This window comes from Bacillus sp. RZ2MS9, from assembly GCF_001816185.2.
Lineage (GTDB): Bacteria > Bacillota > Bacilli > Bacillales > Bacillaceae_G > Bacillus_A > Bacillus_A cereus.
On the sequence record NZ_CP049978.1, the window covers coordinates 2,150,060 to 2,167,028 of the forward strand.

A 16,969-nucleotide genomic window follows, 5' to 3' on the forward strand; every position below is an offset into this window, starting at 1 on the left:
TCCACTTTAAACAACGTGTTACAGCGCAAAGTAGAGGAAGTTCAAAAATCCAATGAAAAAGAGGATTGATATTGTGATTACGAAAAGTTTTTATTTCACTCATTCAACAGGGGATTGCATTAAAATATTCGAAATCCCTGTCCTACAGGCACAGCATCCATTATCGTTTCTAATTCAGTCTCGTCTTCAATTATTTATTGCAAAAATTCAAAAACAAAAACACCCAAGATTTTCGTATTCTTTCCGTGAATATTTACAAAATTGTTTGAAGTGGAATGATTATTTAAATGTATATAAAACAAATACCCTTGAAAAAAATGCATGATACGAAGTACGGACAGGGTTAGTAAACTCTGTCTTTTTCATTTTAGATATGAAAATATAATTAATTTGATGAAATTTCGTTCCAAATTGTTGAAAGCAATGGGAATACTAGTATAATAACAAGGAGAGCGTATTGGAAAGGGAAGAAGTATAGTATGCAAAAAATTAAAATTGTAACAGATTCAACGGCAGATTTATCACAAGACGTAATCGAAAAGTATGACATTCATGTTTTACCATTATCAATCTCTGTAAATGGACAAACATATTTAGATCGCGTTGATTTACAACCTGACGAATTTATTGAAGAAATGATTAAATCAGAGGAATTACCAAAAACATCACAACCAGCTATGGGTACATTTGTAGAAATGTATGACAAGCTAGGGGAAGATGGAAGCGAAGTCCTTTCTATCCATATGACAAGTGGAATGAGCGGTACTGTAGCAACTGCAAATAGCGCTGCATCAATGACTGATACAAAAGTAACAGTTGTTGATTCTCAATTTATTACACATGCTTTAGCATATCAAGTAATTGAAGCTGCCAAAATGGCAAATGACGGACGCTCACTAGAAGAAATTTTAAAACGTGTAGATGAAGTAAGAAAGAATACTCGTTTATATGTAGTAGTGGATACATTAGAAAACTTAGTGAAGGGTGGACGTATCGGTAAAGGAAAAGCGTTTATCGGTTCGCTACTTAATATAAAGCCGATTGCTAGTCTTGAAGACGGTGTTTATAATCCTGTAACGAAAGTTCGTAGCCAAGGCCAAATTGTAAAAACATTAGCTAAGTTATTTGAGCAAGATACGGCTGGAAAAGTCGTAAAAGCTGTTGCAATTCCGCATGCGAAAGCAATTCCTTTAGCTGAAAGTATGAAAGCGGCGGTTGAAAAAGTGAGTGGATTTGCTCAATCAGAAATTTTCTATACAACGCCTATTATTAGTACTCATACAGGTCCGGGCGCAATCGGATTTATGTATTTAGCAGAGTAATAAAAAAGCTACTTGAAAATATATTTCAAGTAGCTTTTTTATGTAAATAGAAAGTAAGAAATAAGAAGAGCTACACAGGCACTACCGCTAATGATATAGCGAGTCTGTAAATATTCATTCATAGAAAACACCCTTTATCCCGCTATTTGCGGACAGTAAAACTCTCTACCTCAAATTTAGCTGGAGCAAAGAGGTTAGGTAGCGGGCTGCCCGTAAAAGCTTGATTGGTGAAGGCAAATAATCAGTGGGGATGAAGAAATCCCACTAATTAAAGTTTCACTATAGGATTTTCTATATTATATGTTGGATATAGAAAATCAGTCATTACGTTACACATGTAAAGTTTCAATTTTTTCGTTTATTTGCTTATCATTTGTTGCGTTACTATAAATAAAAGTTTGACCTAAAAAGAGTACATGCAGTTGTTCCCACGGTAACATGCGCAAATTCCAATTATTTCGAAGTCTAGTTATTGCTTCACGAGGTGTTTCATCGGCGAGTGCAAAAGCTCCGTAATGCATTGGTATAAAATGTGTAGCGTTTAAATCTAAATAAGCTTGCACGGCCTCTTCAGGTGAAACATGAGATACTTTCATAAACCATTCTGGTTCATAAGCGCCAATGGGCATAAGAGCAATATCAATTAAAAAGCGTTCACCAATTTCTTTGAAACCTTGGAAATAGCCACTGTCGCCACAAAAATATATGGTTTCCATAGTCGTTTCATTATCAATAATCCATCCGCCCCAGTGAGACGTATTCATATCAAATAAGAATCTTCTCGTCCAGTGCTGAGCAGGTACGAAGTGAAAAGAAACTTCGTTAATTATCGTACTTTCCCACCATTTATACTCTTCTACATGTTTAAATTTCTTACGAGTAAATAATTTTTTTAATCCAATAGGTACAAGATATAGAACATCATCATTCAACTGACGAAGAGTTGAAAAATCTAAATGATCATAATGACCATGTGAAATAAGGACAATATCAATTTTAGGTAGTGCTTCTATAGAGAGTCCAGGTTCTGTAAGTCTTGGAACTAGCTTTAATTTATTAGCCCATACTGGATCTGTTAATATATTAAGTCCATTCGTTTGGATAAGAAAAGTGGAATGCCCAATCCATGTGATAGTCGTTTTTTCAACATTACTTTGCAAAAATGCACTTTGTTTAACGGGTGATTGTTCTACTAAGAAAGAAAAATCTTTTTTGTTTTGCTTTCGTTCTTTACGCCAGCGTAAAAAAGAGCGAATTGATTTTTTTGTACTAACATTATCCATATTTTCATAGCGCTTTGCCATGAACATCACCTCATTTAAAATCGTTGTATTTGTATTGTACCGAAATGTTGTTAAGGAATACAGTGTAAAACATGGATTAATGTTTAAGGAATTGTTAAAAAATAGGGAGAGGTATTTACAAAAGTAACAATGAAATTAGTTTTATCACTTTTATTTAGAGAAATAATAGTAAAAAAATATATTTTGTCTAGTAATTCGCTTGAAATAAAGAAGTAACATACGTAAATTCGTACGATTTCGTGAACAAATGTAGTAAACAATTTTCTCGTAGTGTTAACTTTTGTTATTATAAACATAACCTATTTAAATTTAGGATAGAGAAAAGAGGTTTATAAATGAAGCGTTATCAAAAAATAATTGGTCTTATGGTTGTATTTTGTCTCTTTGTACTTGCTGGATGTAGTGAATCAGGTTCAAAGCTTCGTAAACCATTAAATTGGGATTTAGAAACCTTCCAATTTACAAATCAAGATGGAAAGCAATTTGGTACAAAAGATTTAAAAGGGAAAGTTTGGGTTGCAGATTTTATGTTCACAAATTGTCAGACAGTTTGTCCACCAATGACTGCAAATATGGCCAAGCTTCAAAAGATGGCAAAAGAAGAGAAATTAGACGTTCAGTTTGTTTCATTTAGTGTAGATCCAGACCTTGATAAGCCAGAAAATCTGAAAGCTTTTATTCAAAAGTTTACAGAGGATACTAGTAACTGGAATTTATTAACGGGGTATTCGTTAGAAGATATTACAAAGTTTTCAAAAGATAATTTCCAATCACTTGTTGATAAGCCGGAGAACGGTCAGGTCATGCATGGGACATCATTTTATTTAATTGATCAAAACGGAAAAGTAATGAAAAAGTATAGTGGCATTAGTAATACGCCATACGAAGACATTATACGTGATATGAAGCGATTAGTGGGTTAAAAATAAGGGTGCATAGCACCCTTATTTTTTTTGTATTAGTCTATCGATAAAATGTCATGTTGCTGGGGAAGTTTCGGCGCACGAATTTCTAATACGCCGTTTTGATAAGAAGCTTTTGCCGCTTTTTTATTAATTGAATACGGCAATTTAATCAATCTTGATGCTTCTGAAATGGAACGTTCTCGGCGATAATAGTTATGGGATGTTTGTTCTTCTTCTTCTTCAAGTATCTCTTCTTTTACAGAGACTTTTAAGTATTCACTTTGTATTTCAATTTGGATTTGTTCTTTTTGTATACCTGGTAGTTCAGCTGTAACAACGAGTTCTTCACCAACTTCATATAAATCTACAGGGAATGTTAATAAACGGTTTCCTTTTTGGAAAAAATGATTTAAATCAGCGATTACATTGCGAAGAGGTGTTTGCTCGAAGAAATCATCAATTTGCTTTAAGTAATTACGAACCGGTGGGCGAGAAGAATCTTTTTTTTCTTCACTCATGGTATTCCCTCCTAGAAATCAATTTGCAATATCATATGACAAAAGCGGAGAAAGGTGAGTGCCTAGTTTTCATGTTTTCATAAAAAATTGTTAAAAATGTGAAATGGAGTGATTTTTTTATAGTTTTTGGTCGCCATATTCAGTTGATTATGCTAGTATAAATAGGGTTGATATAGTAGTATAGAGACAGAATGAAAACTGAAAGAGGGTAAGAAGTATGTGTGGTTTTGTAGGATGTTTATGTGAAAACCCTAGAGAGTTTTCAGAAACAGAAAAACATCAATTTGAAAATATGAACACGATGATTTTCCACCGTGGTCCAGATGACGAAGGATATTTTCGTGATGAACATGTACAATTTGGCTTCCGCCGTTTAAGCATCATTGACTTAGAGGCAGGACATCAGCCGCTAACTTATGAAAATGATCGATATGTAATTATTTTTAATGGTGAAATTTACAACTATGTAGAATTACGTGAAATGTTACTTGAAAAAGGTGCAACGTTTGCAACGCAATCTGATACAGAAGTTATCATTGCATTGTATGCACATATGAAAGAAAAATGTGTAGACTACCTTCGTGGTATGTTTGCATTTATGATTTGGGATCGTGAGGAAAAGAAACTTTTCGGTGCACGTGACCACTTCGGTATTAAACCTTTATACATTGCACAACAAGGTGATACTACATTCTTCGCATCTGAGAAGAAAAGTATTATGCATGTGATGGAAGATAAAGGCGTTAATCCAACGTCACTACAACATTACTTTACGTACCAATATGGTCCAGAGCCAGAAACGTTAACAATTGATGTTAATAAAATCGAGCCTGGTCATTATTTCGTAAAAGAAATCGGTAAAGAGATGGAAATCCATCGCTACTGGAAACCTTATTTCAACGCTTCAAGTGCAACGAAAGAGGAGCATATCCAAGCAATTCGTGATGTGTTATATGATTCAGTAAAAGTGCATATGCGTAGTGATGTACCAGTAGGTTCATTCTTATCTGGTGGTATCGATTCATCTATCATCGCTTCTATCGCAAGAGAAATGAATCCAAATCTTTTAACATTCTCTGTTGGTTTTGAGCAACGTGGTTTCAGTGAAGTTGATGTTGCGAAAGAAACTGCTGAGAAATTAGGCGTTAAAAACCATAACGTATTCATTTCAGCGAAAGAATTTATGGATGAGTTCCCAAAAATCATTTGGCATATGGATGATCCTTTAGCTGATCCAGCAGCTGTACCATTGTACTTCGTTGCGAAAGAAGCACGTAAACATGTAACAGTTGTTCTTTCTGGTGAAGGCGCAGACGAGCTATTTGGTGGTTATAACATTTACCGTGAGCCAAACTCACTAAAAATGTTCTCTTACATTCCTAGCCCAGGTAAGAGCGTTCTAAAAGCATTAAGTGGTGCTCTTAAAGAAGGATTTAAAGGTAAGAGCTTCCTAGAGCGTGGATGTACACCAATTGAAGAGCGTTACTATGGAAATGCTAAAATCTTCCGTGAAGAAGAAAAAGCTGAATTAATGAAGTATTACAATGAAAGTGTTAACTATATGGATATCACGAAACCATTGTATAACGAGATTAAAGATTATGATGATGTAAGTAAAATGCAGTACATTGACATGTTCACATGGCTACGCGGTGACATTTTATTAAAAGCTGATAAAATGACAATGGCAAACTCATTAGAACTTCGTGTACCGTTCTTAGATAAAGAAGTATTCGATGTTGCATCTAAAATTCCAACTGAATTTAAGATTGCTAACGGAACTACGAAAGCTATTTTACGTGAAGCAGCACGCGGAATCGTTCCAGATCACGTATTAGATCGTAAAAAACTTGGATTCCCAGTACCAATTCGTCACTGGTTAAAAGACGAAATGCATGATTGGGCTATAAATATTATAAACGAAAGTAAGACAGAGCATTTAATCGACAAACAGTATGTATTAAACTTACTGGAAGCACATTGTGCAGATAAAGGCGATTATAGCCGTAAAATTTGGACTGTACTTGCGTTTATGGTATGGCACCAAATTTATGTTGAGCATAAATACGATACGAATAAGTTCCATGAAGAAACAAAACGTGCGTATAGCTTAGTTTAATTAGAAAAACCTTAAGATCGCATACGGTCTTAAGGTTTTTTTCATAAATAGGAAGTATTATTGATACAATAATAGTAAAAGGATGGACAACATATGATTACGTTTGAGAAAGTTACTGTAGAAAATGAAAGCGTTGTTAAAGAAATGTTTAAATCGCATAGTTTAGGTGAGAAAAAGGTACAGTACTGTGTGAAAGTTGATGATACATATATTGGTGTAATAGATTATAGTGTACAAGAGGAACGGGCTGTTTTATCACAGCTAATTATTCATTTTGATTATCAAGGTTACGGTTATGGTACAAATACGTATTTTACATTTGAAGAAATGATGAAACAAAGAAATGTGAAAGAAATAACAGTGCTACAAGAGGAATTAACAGAAAAGGCGAAGTCTTTCATAGAGAGTTTTGGTTTTGCTTCAGAAGATGAAGAGTATGTAAAGAAAATATAACGATGATTATTTATGCGATACAATAAATATAAGGCAGGTGGATGTATGACGATGACTTCTGGTCTTGTATTAATTGGAGGGTGCTTTATAGTAGCAGAATTATGTCATATAATCATTCGGAAAAGAATGAGTAAGAAAAAAAAGCCGTATGAATTACAATACATCCCTGTCTTTTTCATTATGTTTTGTATGCTTAGTACATTACAAAATTTAATGAACTTTCCACCACTTGTAAATGTTTTTTTAAAGTTTGGTTTACTTTATAGTGGTGTTGGAATAGCACTTTTATTTATTTTATTTTGCATACGTTATGTTCACTATCAATCGTATATATTTATTTTAAATTGGTTAAAGCAAGATGATAGAAACCGCCTTACATAAGGCGGTTTTTTTATTTGCAATTGTAACAGAACCTGTACATTTCACATAAAATAGGACGAGTAGAAATGCAAACATATTACAAGAAAGGGGCGGGGCAATAAAATGAAACTTGTTATAGACGCAGGGCACGGTGGATATGATTCTGGTGCTGTTGGTAATGGTTTAGTAGAAAAAAACTTAACACTTCAAATTGCTAGACGCGTTCGAGACATTTTAACGGTAAATTACCCAATTACAATTAAAATGACACGTGATAGTGATGTGTTTATTTCTTTATCGGAACGTGCTAATATTGCTAATGCTTTCAGTGCGGATTATTTTATTTCATTTCATATTAATAGCGGCGGGGGTACAGGTTTTGAAAGTTATATTTATAATGCGTTATCCAATAGCAGCACTGCATATGCAAAGCAACAAAAAATGCATACAGCTGTCAATCCTGTATTAACAAAATATGGTCTTCGTGATCGAGGAGCAAAAAAAGAAAATTATGCGGTATTAAGAGAAACCGCAATGGATGCAATTTTAACTGAGACTGCTTTTATTGATACAGCGTTTGATGCAAATTTATTAAAAAATCCACAATTTATTGAAGATCTAAGTCAAGCGTATGCAAATGGAATAGCAGCTATTTTTGGAGTAGCTCCAAATCCACAACCTCCTAACCCACAACCGACACCTCAAACGAAGGGAATCGCTTATATTCTTGGGAAAAATGTAAATTTAAGAAATGGTCCATCAACTTCTTCCTCAGTTATTCGTCAATTAAATTCTCCAGAATCTTACGTTGTATATCAGGAAAGTAACGGATGGCTAGATTTGGGGAATGGACAATGGGTGTATAATGATCCTTCGTACATTAATTTTGTAAAGACAAGCAATAGTGATGGAAGCCCGATTGGGGTTGCATATATACAAGGGATGAATGTAAATTTAAGAAGTGGTCCATCAACTACATCTGCAGTTATCCGCCAATTAAATTCTCCAGAATCTTATTTAGTATATATAAATGAAAATGGTTGGTTAAACCTTGGTGGAAATCAGTGGGTATATAATGACCCAGCGTATATTAAATATACTCAATATTAGGAATTGAAATGATAATGCAATATGGATGCGTATCCTTGTTATGTATAACAAGGATGCGCATTTTAATAACAACATTTATTTTCATACTTATGCACTATATTTTAAAAAGAAACATTAGAAAAGCGGATAGAATCTAAAAAGTATATATTAAAAAAGTTTTCTTATATACATTGACAATGTATGTAAGATACATTAATCTTTAAATGTTAATGATAATCGATTTCATCTAGGGAGGACATATGATACATACTAAAAAACTAATTATGTTCTGCATTATGATACTCATGGTTGTAATTGCAGGATGTAGTAAAGAAGAGAAAAAAGAAAATAATATATCAGCGAAAGCAAAAGATTCATATACGGTAAAGCATGCAATGGGTGAAACGACAGTAAATGGTACACCTAAAAAAGTTGTTGTTTTAACAAATGAAGGCGCAGAGGCTCTCCTAGCTGTGGGCGTAACGCCAGTGGGGACTACGAAACCACGTGCTGGTGATGAATGGTATCCTCATTTAGCGAAAGAGTTAAAAAACACGGAAGTTGTAGGAACTGAACGTGATATTAATTTAGAGGCTGTAATGAAGCTTAAGCCAGATTTAATTATCGGAAATAAAATGCGTCATGAAAAAATATATGATCAGCTAAAAGAAATCGCACCAACTGTTTATGCAGAAACATTACGCGGTGATTGGAAAGAAAACTTTACACTTTATACAAAAGCTGTAAATAAAGAAAAAGAAGGGCAAAAAGCTCTTGATGATTATAAAAAACGCATTGAAGGAATGAAAGAGAAGTTAGGCGATAAATTGAATTCTAAAGTTTCTATTATTCGTTTCGTGCCAGGTGATGTTCGTATTTATCAAAAAAACTCATTCTCGGGTGTTGTTTTAAATGATATTGGATTTAAACGACCACCATTACAAGATAAAGATGATTTTGCGATAAAAGGAATTACAAAAGAGCAGATTCCAAATATGGACGGAGACTACTTATTCTATTTCACGTCTGATAAAGATGCAGATAAGAATAATGAAGGAAATTCGTTAGCGAAGGAATGGACAGAAGATCCACTCTTTAAGCAACTACAGGCTTCTAAAAATAATAAAGTATTCCAAGTAGATGAAGTGATTTGGAATACAGCAGGTGGTATTGTAGCTGCAAATCTTATGTTAGATGATATTGAAAAATATTTTCTGAAGTAAATGAATAGTCGAGTGCATCCCTTTAAATAAGTGATGCACTTTTTTGTTTGTTAAAATACAGAAAATTCCTTCTTTTGAGTGTAGATAAGTTGTACAATTAAAACAATCATGTGATAAAGGAGTGGGGAAGAATGAAAGCTACTCATAAAGATTGGATTTTATTTAACGGAAGAATTGTAAATACGAAGGAAGAACAGCCGATGATTCCATTAGAGGAGAGAGGCTTTCAATTTGGTGATGGTATATACGAGGTATTCAGACTATATGACGGGAAGCCACATTTATTAGATTTACATTTAGAACGATTCTTTAACTCTATGGCAGAAATAAAACTAATTCCACCATTTACGAAGGAAGAATTAGTAGAAGAGTTATATCAAATGATTGAAAAAAATCAGTTTCAAGAAGATGGGAATGTATATTTACAAATATCAAGAGGTACACAACCGCGCAATCATGTATATGAATCAGATTTACAACCGACATATTTTGCAAATCTTGTTTCGTTCCCAAGACCAGTTGCTTCAATGGAGGCAGGGATTAAGGTGACAGTAGAAGAGGACATCAGGTGGAAGTTTTGCCATATAAAATCTTTAAATTTGCTTCCTAATATCATGATCAAAAACAAAATAAATGAACAAGGGTATCAAGAAGCAATATTAGTACGAGATGGTATTGTGACCGAAGGGTGTCATTCCAATTTCTTTATCGTGAAGAATAATAAGTTGATTACACATCCAGCGGATTATTTCATTTTACATGGTATTACACGTCACTACGTAATTACATTAGCGAAAGAGTTACATATCGATGTAGAGGAACGAGAGTTTTCATTACAAGAAGTATATGACGCTGAGGAGTGCTTTTTTACAGCGACGCCACTTGAAATATTCCCAGTCGTTCAAATTGGTGATGAACAGTTCGGGGCTGGTGAAAGAGGACCAATTACGAAAAAACTACAAGCTGCATACGAAGAGAGTATTCGTTTGTTTAAAGTGACAAATTAATCATGAAGAAAAAAGCTGGTATTCTTCCGGCTTTTTTTCATGATATAATTCAAGCATAGGACAAGTTTTGAAAACGCTGTAAAAAGGGGATTTAATATATGAATTATGAAGATTTTAAAGAAGTAATTCACGGAAGACGAAGTGTTAGAAAGTTTACAGATCAAGAAGTATCTACTAATGATATAAAAGAAATAATTGATTGTGCTCGTTACGCACCGAGTGATACGAATTCACAAACGTGGGAATTCTTAGTTATCATGAATCGAGAGAAGATTAAAGAAATTGAACAAATGACATGGGATGCATTACATAAACTTGCGGCAAAAGCAGCAGAAAATGGAGAAGAGAAAGCAGGGAAATTACTTACACGTTCTTTCGGACCATATGCAACAGCTTTCTCGGAGGCACCAGTATTAATTGTATGTTTGGCAACACCATATGAATCAAAGTTCCGTGAAAAGATATTTGATCCAATTGCTTTTGTTCCAGATTCCGTTTGGGAAGAAGAAGGCATTAAGAGTAGCTGTTTAGCGGCACAAAACTTAATGTTAGCTGCACATGCAAAGGGACTTGGTACTTGTCCAATGACAGGGCCAGTATTGCTAGCTCAAGATGAACTGCGCCAATATTTACAAATTGCGCCTGAAAAACAAATAAATATGGTTATTTCACTCGGATTTCCGAAAGATAAACCGAAGAAACTTCCAAGAAAAGAAGTAGATGAGATTACAACGTTTGTTTTTTAATTGCTGTATAGAAAAGACATTGAACTAACAATGTCTTTTTATTTTTGAGGGTATGTAATTCATATGTTGGGCTAAAATGATAGATAAGAGGGAATTACTATTTATTTCATAAAAAAAATTAATGTTCTATTAAGGAAAGTATGATACATTAATCGTGAGCAAGATTCTATTTGTTCATGAAAGTGTTGAAAGTAGTCTCAAAATTTAAAAGTTATTTTTGTATAATAAATTATAATGAAGTTACAGGGGGGATGAATTTTGAAAAAATTCATAATCACTGGATTGTCTGTATTGTTATTAGTTGGTTGCGGTGCTCCACAGGAAAAAGAGGACGCGCAATCAAAACAGGAAGAACAAGTTGTAAACGCAAGTGATGAGAATATGGTTGTATTTCCTGAAGGAGCAATGTCAATTGGAGAAGGGAAAGTAAAAGTTATTACCCCAGATGGTACTTCTGAAAACGGCAATATACCGACTGTATTCATCAAAAAGGATACGTTAATTCAGCAAGTTGAATTAGAACTTTCTAATTTTCAAAGTGATAAAGAAACATTCGTATTTGTAGATCAAATGTATACAGATAAACATCAAGTAACTAGTACAACGCAGACAACAGTGCAGTTAAAAGAAAAAACGCTGGAAACAGGTAGTCATACAATTACTGCAGTTCAGTATGAAAACAATGACCCGAAAGGAAAGGTTATTAGTTTTAATCAAGCAACATTTGAGACAAAACCTGCGTCTTAACAAGAATAAAAAGTACATTACTCAAAAAGTAGTGTGCTTTTTTGTTTGGACTAGAGTGTGCAAGAGTGAATAACTTATTTCATTTTCTAATACGATTAAATAGGAAGTAATCACTTGTTACTACTATGACAGAGAAAGAGGTTGAAGATGTGAATCGGTGTATTCGTATCGTCTTGATAAGTATGATGATGGCAGTATTTTGGTTTACGATACAAGAGATGATTCAAGCTACGCTCAATTATCAAATTCATGACTTATCAATAGGAGCTATTTGTTTTACCATTGTTTATCTATTATATCCCGCACTAACGGGCAGTAAGACCTTACCTTAAAACTCGGTATAGGTGAGGAGATTAGGTGGGAGATCAACTGCCTGTAAATGCACGATTGATGAGGGCTGATAATCATTGGAGATGAACAAACTCTCCAATGATTAAAGTTTCACTTTATGATAAACTCGGATTAAGGTGAGTTTTGCAAGAAAAATGTAGGTATTTCATTTGAAATGTCGAATAGTACATACGATGTCATAATAACAAATTTTCTATTGTTTACTGTGAAACAGGAGAAGGAGAGATAGTAATGAAACGAGCTCTTATAAATATTGATTATACATATGATTTTGTAGCTGAGAAAGGCGCTTTAACATGCGGGAAACCAGGACAGGAAATTGAGAAGGAAATTGTACATATAACGAAGCAATATATTGAAAATGGAGATTACGTTGTCTTTGCTATTGATAAACATGAAGAAAATGATGTATATCATCCAGAATCAAAGTTATTCCCGCCTCATAATATAGCTGGTACAAATGGAAGAGATTTGTTTGGTGAATTACAAGATGTGTACGAAACATATAAAAATGCAGAGAATGTATATTACATGGATAAAACACGGTATAGTGCATTTGCAGGAACAGACTTAGAGATGAAGCTAAGAGAAAGAGGAATAGCAGAAGTTCATCTTGTAGGTGTTTGTACTGATATTTGTGTTCTTCATACAGCAGTAGATGCTTATAATAAAGGGTTTAAAATTGTTGTTTATGAAAAGGCGGTTGCATCTTTTAATGCACAAGGGCATGAATATGCACTTGGACATTTTAAGTCATGCCTACATGCAGAAGTGAAGTGAAAAAAGAGGCCTTTAAAAAAGGTCTCTTTTATTTGTCCTTGTTCATTGAAAACAGCTACCGCAACGCCTAATAAATTGAGTGGTCTTGATCCGACAACTTCTCTAATTTCTTCGATATACCCCATTGTAGGTAACCTCATTAAGGAAAAATAAGAGCATATAAACTATTCGTTATTATATAAATATATTCCTCTTTATAAATGTAAGAGATGTCAAATATCTCATGTGTTTTATTTGGTAAAATATACATCAAAAAAGGTCAAACAAAAACTTTGACCTTTTTTGACCAAATGTTATAATAAAGGCAGAAAGAGATAATCTTTCATTCATAAATAATAAGGAGGAAAAAATATGCGTAATTTATTTCCAGAGATAACAAAACGTCAAAATGGTATTTTTGATTTTGGGCCTTCTTTATTAGAAGGGATGACAGATGCTTTCTTTAAGCCACTGAACATGGATACTTTTAAAGTAGATGTTCATGAGCAATCTGATAAATATACTGTGAAAGCAGATTTACCAGGTTTTCAAAAAGAAAACATTCAAGTTGATTTTGAACAAGATGTATTAACGATTCAAGCAACTAATCATAATGAAGTAGAAGAAAAAAATGAGAATGGCACATATATTCGTAAAGAACGTTCTATAGGTTCTGTAACTCGACGCTTTAGTTTTAAACAAGTTGAGGAAGAAAATGTTAGAGCAAATTATAAAGATGGCGTACTGACAATTGAATTGCCAAAATTGAAAGAAGAAAAAAGTAGTAAGACAACAATTAATATCGAATAAAAGAGCTGATAAATTCAGCTCTTTTTTTACGTAGTTAATGAATAAATGAGTTGAAATCGTAATGAGATGAATAAAGTTTTAACGTATAAAAAAATTTCACGATTTGCTCCCCCTTAGGTTATTAAAAAGGGTATATTTAAAGGGAAAGGAAAAAGAACAGCTAGACATACTGTTTAAAGTGAATTAGTAATAGAGTCAAAATACATAGTAAGGGTAGCGGCATTTTAGATTAGGATAATAGATTTTTCTGGAACAAACTTAGGCGATTATGAATGTTTTAATTAGTAAGGAAGTGGTTAAATGAGCGTATTAACGTATACGGAAGAATTTTTTAATTATGTAAGAGAGTTTTTACTTTTAAGATTTTTACTATTTGCTTTAGTTTTAATCATTATTTCTTTTGTAATAAACCGTATTATTGATTGGTTTTTTAGGAAATCAAGCTTTTTTGATGAAGAGGTAGAGCAGACGATTCAAAGTGTAATTCGATCTATTTTTAGATATATCATTATCATCAGTCTTATCATATATTTAATTAGCCAATTTGTAGATATAAAAAGTATTATTGCAGGTGCAGGGATAGCTGGAGTTGTCATCGGTTTTGCTGCACAACAGATGCTAAAAGATGTTATATTAGGCTTTGCAAGATTAGCGGACAAAGAGTTTCGGGTTGGTGATTTTGTAACTTTTAACGGAACAAATTCAGGAACTATTGAAGAGATTAGTATTCGTTTTATGCAAATTCGTGAATGGTCAGGAAAACTACTTACCATCCCGCACGGAGAGATTAGAACGATACAAAATTTTAATAAAGGATGGATGCGTGTAATTGAACGCATCACGGTAAGTTATCAGGAAGATCCAACAAGAGTGAAGGAATTGTTAGAAGAAGTATGTGTTATATGCAATGAAAAATTGAATCAAACTCTTTATAGAGTAGAGGATGAGGCTGTTGAACCATTTAAATACGTCGGTGTTACAGACTTAAATCCTAACTTGAAATATGTTGGCTATGAATTTTGTATTACAGGTTTAATAAAGCCAGAAGATTATTTTGAAACTTCTAGACAAGTAAGATTTGAATTAATGTCTATGTTCCATAAAAATCAAGTGCAAATGCCAGCAGCGAATATGGTTGTTACTACTGAAGGTTTACAGCATATCCATGGTGGACAATCTTTATCGGACAGCTAAAGTAGAATCGTTTGTTAACAAAAATTCTGCTTCCAACATTGGATAGAATAACAATAATAAAATGATTGATATAAAGAAAGGGCTGAAGGAATTCGGTTCTTTTTTTATTTATAGAATTTAGAAATTTCTTAATGTTATAATTGTAGTTGGTGATGAGAATGAACTTTGAAGAAAAAGAGATGCGTCGTTTAGAAGCATTAAAAGAAATTGCTGAATTATTAAATGAAGCAACAAACTTACAGGATATGTTAGAAAAAGTGTTGCATACATTGTTACAAGTAATGAATTTACAAACAGGGTGGATATTCTTTATTGATGAAAGTGGAAAGCACAGTATGCTTGTAGACGAAAATTTACCAGAGGCTCTTACGTGGCAAAAGAAGAAGCCGATGTGTGAAGGAAACTGTTGGTGTGTAGAACGTTTTGTGAATGGGAGATTGGAAAAAGCGACTAATATTATTGAATGTAAGCGAATAGAAGATGCAATTGAATGTAATTGGGGAGAGACAGAAGATGTTACACATCATGCGACAATTCCGCTTAGGTCTGGATCAGAAAAATTTGGTCTACTAAATGTGGCTGCACCTCATAAGACTCATTTTTCTGAGGAAGAGTTAGCATTATTAGAATCAATTGCATTTCAAATTGGAACGACAATACAACGTATTCAATTAGTTGAGAAAGAACGTAAATATGTAGTGGTAGCGGAAAGAAATCGACTTGCACGTGATTTACATGATTCAGTAAAACAATTGTTATTTTCTATTATGCTAACAGCGAAAGGTACTCTGAATATGACGCAAGATAGAGAATTGCAAGAGATGTTAAGTTATATTGGGGAATTATCACAAGAAGCATTACAAGAAATGACGCTATTAATTTGGCAATTAAGACCTGAAGGATTGGAGAAAGGATTAGCAGAAGCAATTCAAAATTACGGGAAGTTATTAGGAGTTCAAGTGGAAGTTCGAATTGATGGGATGGTTTCAATTGGGGATGAAATAGAAGAAGTTTTATGGCGTATTAGCCAAGAGGCGCTACATAATTGTAAAAAGCATGCTTCGTGTGAAAAGGTACATATTCTTTTGAAAATAGAAAATAACCAGTTACATTTTTACATAGAAGACAATGGAATAGGATTTATACAAGAACAAGTAAGGGAATCAGCACTTGGCCTGAAAAGTATGAAGGAACGTATTCAGTTAATGAAGGGATCGTTTCAAATTATAACAGAGCTGAAAAAGGGTACAAAAATAGAAATTCAATTGCCGATTTGAAGGGGAGAATAAGGTTGAAGATTAAACTGCTACTAGTTGAGGATCATCATATCGTTCGAAGAGGACTTGTATTCTTTTTGAAAACGAGAGAAGAATTTGAAATTATTGGGGAAGCGGAAAATGGCGAAGAGGCATTACATTTCGTGCAAAAAGAAAGACCAGATGTCGTACTAATGGATGTATCGATGCCGAAAATGGATGGAATTGAGGCAACAAAACGTCTAAAGCAATATGATGAGACAATAAAGGTACTTATATTAAGTAGTTTTTCAGAGCAAGATTATGTTATACCAGCACTTGAAGCTGGAGCAGATGGTTATCAATTAAAAGAAGTACAACCTGAGCAACTTGTCGCTTCTATTATTGCAGTACATCAAGGAAATGCGAATTTTCACCCGAAAGTAACACCTGCATTAATGGGGCGTTCTGCAGTAAAGAAGGAAGTAGAAAATCCTTTTTCAATGTTAACGAAAAGAGAGCAAGAGGTACTTCGCGAAATTGCGAAAGGAAGAAGCAACAAGGAGATTGCAGCAGAACTTCATATTACAGAACAAACTGTGAAAACACACGTTTCAAACGTTTTAGCTAAATTGGAAGTGGATGATCGTACGCAAGCCGCATTATACGCAGTGAAACATGGAGAGAATTATTCATAAGCATGAATAATTCTGTTATATCGTATGACAGAATACATAGGAGCAATTAAAAATTATAGTAATCCCTAATATAGGTTTTTCTTCTTTCGATAATTAGGTACAATAAAGTGAAACTCTAATCAGTGGAGG

General features: G+C 33.7%; 19 protein-coding genes and 1 pseudogene. 17 read left to right on the forward strand and 3 right to left on the reverse strand.

Annotated features, from left to right (window positions below):
- Positions 1 to 73: 73 nt before the first annotated feature.
- Entirely contained in the window at positions 74 to 325 is a 252-nt protein-coding gene (locus BHV55_RS11125; protein WP_000629012.1) for a DUF2535 family protein, read from the forward strand.
- Between the two features lie 154 nt (positions 326 to 479).
- The gene (locus BHV55_RS11130) at positions 480 to 1,322 is read left to right on the forward strand and encodes a DegV family protein (RefSeq protein WP_001169470.1); all 843 of its coding nucleotides are present in this window, start codon (positions 480 to 482) and stop codon (positions 1,320 to 1,322) included.
- Positions 1,323 to 1,651: 329 nt separating this feature from the next.
- Here the strand turns inward: BHV55_RS11130 and BHV55_RS11135 are convergent, their stop codons facing one another.
- Positions 1,652 to 2,626 (reverse strand): MBL fold metallo-hydrolase, encoded by a 975-nt coding sequence (locus BHV55_RS11135; RefSeq protein WP_001129628.1) that lies wholly within the window; start codon positions 2,624 to 2,626, stop codon positions 1,652 to 1,654.
- A gap of 335 nt (positions 2,627 to 2,961) precedes the next feature.
- Here BHV55_RS11135 and BHV55_RS11140 point away from each other — a divergent pair, with 335 nt between their 5' ends.
- Positions 2,962 to 3,549 carry an SCO family protein gene (locus tag BHV55_RS11140; protein WP_000833335.1) on the forward strand — a complete coding sequence of 196 codons (588 nt, stop codon included), beginning with the start codon at positions 2,962 to 2,964 and terminating at the stop codon, positions 3,547 to 3,549.
- Positions 3,550 to 3,584: 35 nt separating this feature from the next.
- Here the strand turns inward: BHV55_RS11140 and BHV55_RS11145 are convergent, their stop codons facing one another.
- A complete protein-coding gene (locus tag BHV55_RS11145; protein ID WP_001288085.1) occupies positions 3,585 to 4,049 on the reverse strand; it encodes an Hsp20/alpha crystallin family protein in 465 nt (154 codons plus the stop codon).
- A 217-nt stretch (positions 4,050 to 4,266) separates the two neighbouring features.
- Between BHV55_RS11145 and asnB the strand changes: the two genes are divergently transcribed.
- The 10 genes from asnB to BHV55_RS11195 all read left to right on the forward strand — a co-directional run bounded on the left by asnB (position 4,267) and on the right by BHV55_RS11195 (position 12,924).
- Complete coding sequence (gene asnB, locus BHV55_RS11150) at positions 4,267 to 6,168, forward strand: asparagine synthase (glutamine-hydrolyzing) (RefSeq protein ID WP_000333816.1); 1,902 nt, start codon at positions 4,267 to 4,269, stop codon at positions 6,166 to 6,168.
- A 93-nt stretch (positions 6,169 to 6,261) separates the two neighbouring features.
- Positions 6,262 to 6,621 carry a GNAT family N-acetyltransferase gene (locus BHV55_RS11155; protein WP_061139347.1) on the forward strand — a complete coding sequence of 120 codons (360 nt, stop codon included), beginning with the start codon at positions 6,262 to 6,264 and terminating at the stop codon, positions 6,619 to 6,621.
- Positions 6,622 to 6,672: 51 nt separating this feature from the next.
- On the forward strand, positions 6,673 to 7,002 hold the full coding sequence (locus tag BHV55_RS11160; protein WP_000200459.1) for a hypothetical protein: 330 nt from the start codon (positions 6,673 to 6,675) through the stop codon (positions 7,000 to 7,002).
- 102 nt (positions 7,003 to 7,104) lie between these two features.
- The gene (locus BHV55_RS11165; protein ID WP_000779890.1) at positions 7,105 to 8,091 is read left to right on the forward strand and encodes an N-acetylmuramoyl-L-alanine amidase; all 987 of its coding nucleotides are present in this window, start codon (positions 7,105 to 7,107) and stop codon (positions 8,089 to 8,091) included.
- 239 nt (positions 8,092 to 8,330) lie between these two features.
- Positions 8,331 to 9,293 (forward strand): ABC transporter substrate-binding protein, encoded by a 963-nt coding sequence (locus BHV55_RS11170; RefSeq protein ID WP_000581991.1) that lies wholly within the window; start codon positions 8,331 to 8,333, stop codon positions 9,291 to 9,293.
- Positions 9,294 to 9,424: 131 nt separating this feature from the next.
- Positions 9,425 to 10,300 carry a D-amino-acid transaminase gene (gene dat / locus BHV55_RS11175; protein ID WP_044584419.1) on the forward strand — a complete coding sequence of 292 codons (876 nt, stop codon included), beginning with the start codon at positions 9,425 to 9,427 and terminating at the stop codon, positions 10,298 to 10,300.
- Positions 10,301 to 10,398: 98 nt separating this feature from the next.
- Positions 10,399 to 11,046 carry a nitroreductase family protein gene (locus BHV55_RS11180; protein WP_001105283.1) on the forward strand — a complete coding sequence of 216 codons (648 nt, stop codon included), beginning with the start codon at positions 10,399 to 10,401 and terminating at the stop codon, positions 11,044 to 11,046.
- Between the two features lie 258 nt (positions 11,047 to 11,304).
- The gene (locus tag BHV55_RS11185) at positions 11,305 to 11,793 is read left to right on the forward strand and encodes a putative periplasmic lipoprotein (RefSeq protein ID WP_000713496.1); all 489 of its coding nucleotides are present in this window, start codon (positions 11,305 to 11,307) and stop codon (positions 11,791 to 11,793) included.
- Between the two features lie 125 nt (positions 11,794 to 11,918).
- Positions 11,919 to 12,125 carry a hypothetical protein gene (locus BHV55_RS27750; RefSeq protein ID WP_000136534.1) on the forward strand — a complete coding sequence of 69 codons (207 nt, stop codon included), beginning with the start codon at positions 11,919 to 11,921 and terminating at the stop codon, positions 12,123 to 12,125.
- A 250-nt stretch (positions 12,126 to 12,375) separates the two neighbouring features.
- Positions 12,376 to 12,924 carry a cysteine hydrolase family protein gene (locus BHV55_RS11195; RefSeq protein ID WP_000816758.1) on the forward strand — a complete coding sequence of 183 codons (549 nt, stop codon included), beginning with the start codon at positions 12,376 to 12,378 and terminating at the stop codon, positions 12,922 to 12,924.
- A 29-nt stretch (positions 12,925 to 12,953) separates the two neighbouring features.
- Here BHV55_RS11195 and BHV55_RS27435 read toward each other — a convergent pair.
- Positions 12,954 to 13,049: pseudogene (locus BHV55_RS27435) on the reverse strand (DNA mismatch repair protein MutT); the annotation flags it as partial.
- Positions 13,050 to 13,275: 226 nt separating this feature from the next.
- Here BHV55_RS27435 and BHV55_RS11205 point away from each other — a divergent pair.
- The 4 genes from BHV55_RS11205 to casR all read left to right on the forward strand — a co-directional run bounded on the left by BHV55_RS11205 (position 13,276) and on the right by casR (position 16,840).
- Positions 13,276 to 13,713, forward strand: a complete 438-nt coding sequence (locus BHV55_RS11205; RefSeq protein WP_001245053.1) for an Hsp20/alpha crystallin family protein — start codon at positions 13,276 to 13,278, stop codon at positions 13,711 to 13,713.
- Positions 13,714 to 14,013: 300 nt separating this feature from the next.
- The gene (locus BHV55_RS11210; RefSeq protein WP_070757416.1) at positions 14,014 to 14,907 is read left to right on the forward strand and encodes a mechanosensitive ion channel family protein; all 894 of its coding nucleotides are present in this window, start codon (positions 14,014 to 14,016) and stop codon (positions 14,905 to 14,907) included.
- Between the two features lie 158 nt (positions 14,908 to 15,065).
- Complete coding sequence (gene casK / locus BHV55_RS11215) at positions 15,066 to 16,184, forward strand: two-component system sensor histidine kinase CasK (protein ID WP_001008465.1); 1,119 nt, start codon at positions 15,066 to 15,068, stop codon at positions 16,182 to 16,184.
- A gap of 14 nt (positions 16,185 to 16,198) precedes the next feature.
- A complete protein-coding gene (gene casR / locus BHV55_RS11220) occupies positions 16,199 to 16,840 on the forward strand; it encodes a two-component system response regulator CasR (RefSeq protein WP_000694629.1) in 642 nt (213 codons plus the stop codon).
- The last annotated feature ends 129 nt before the right edge of the window (positions 16,841 to 16,969 follow it).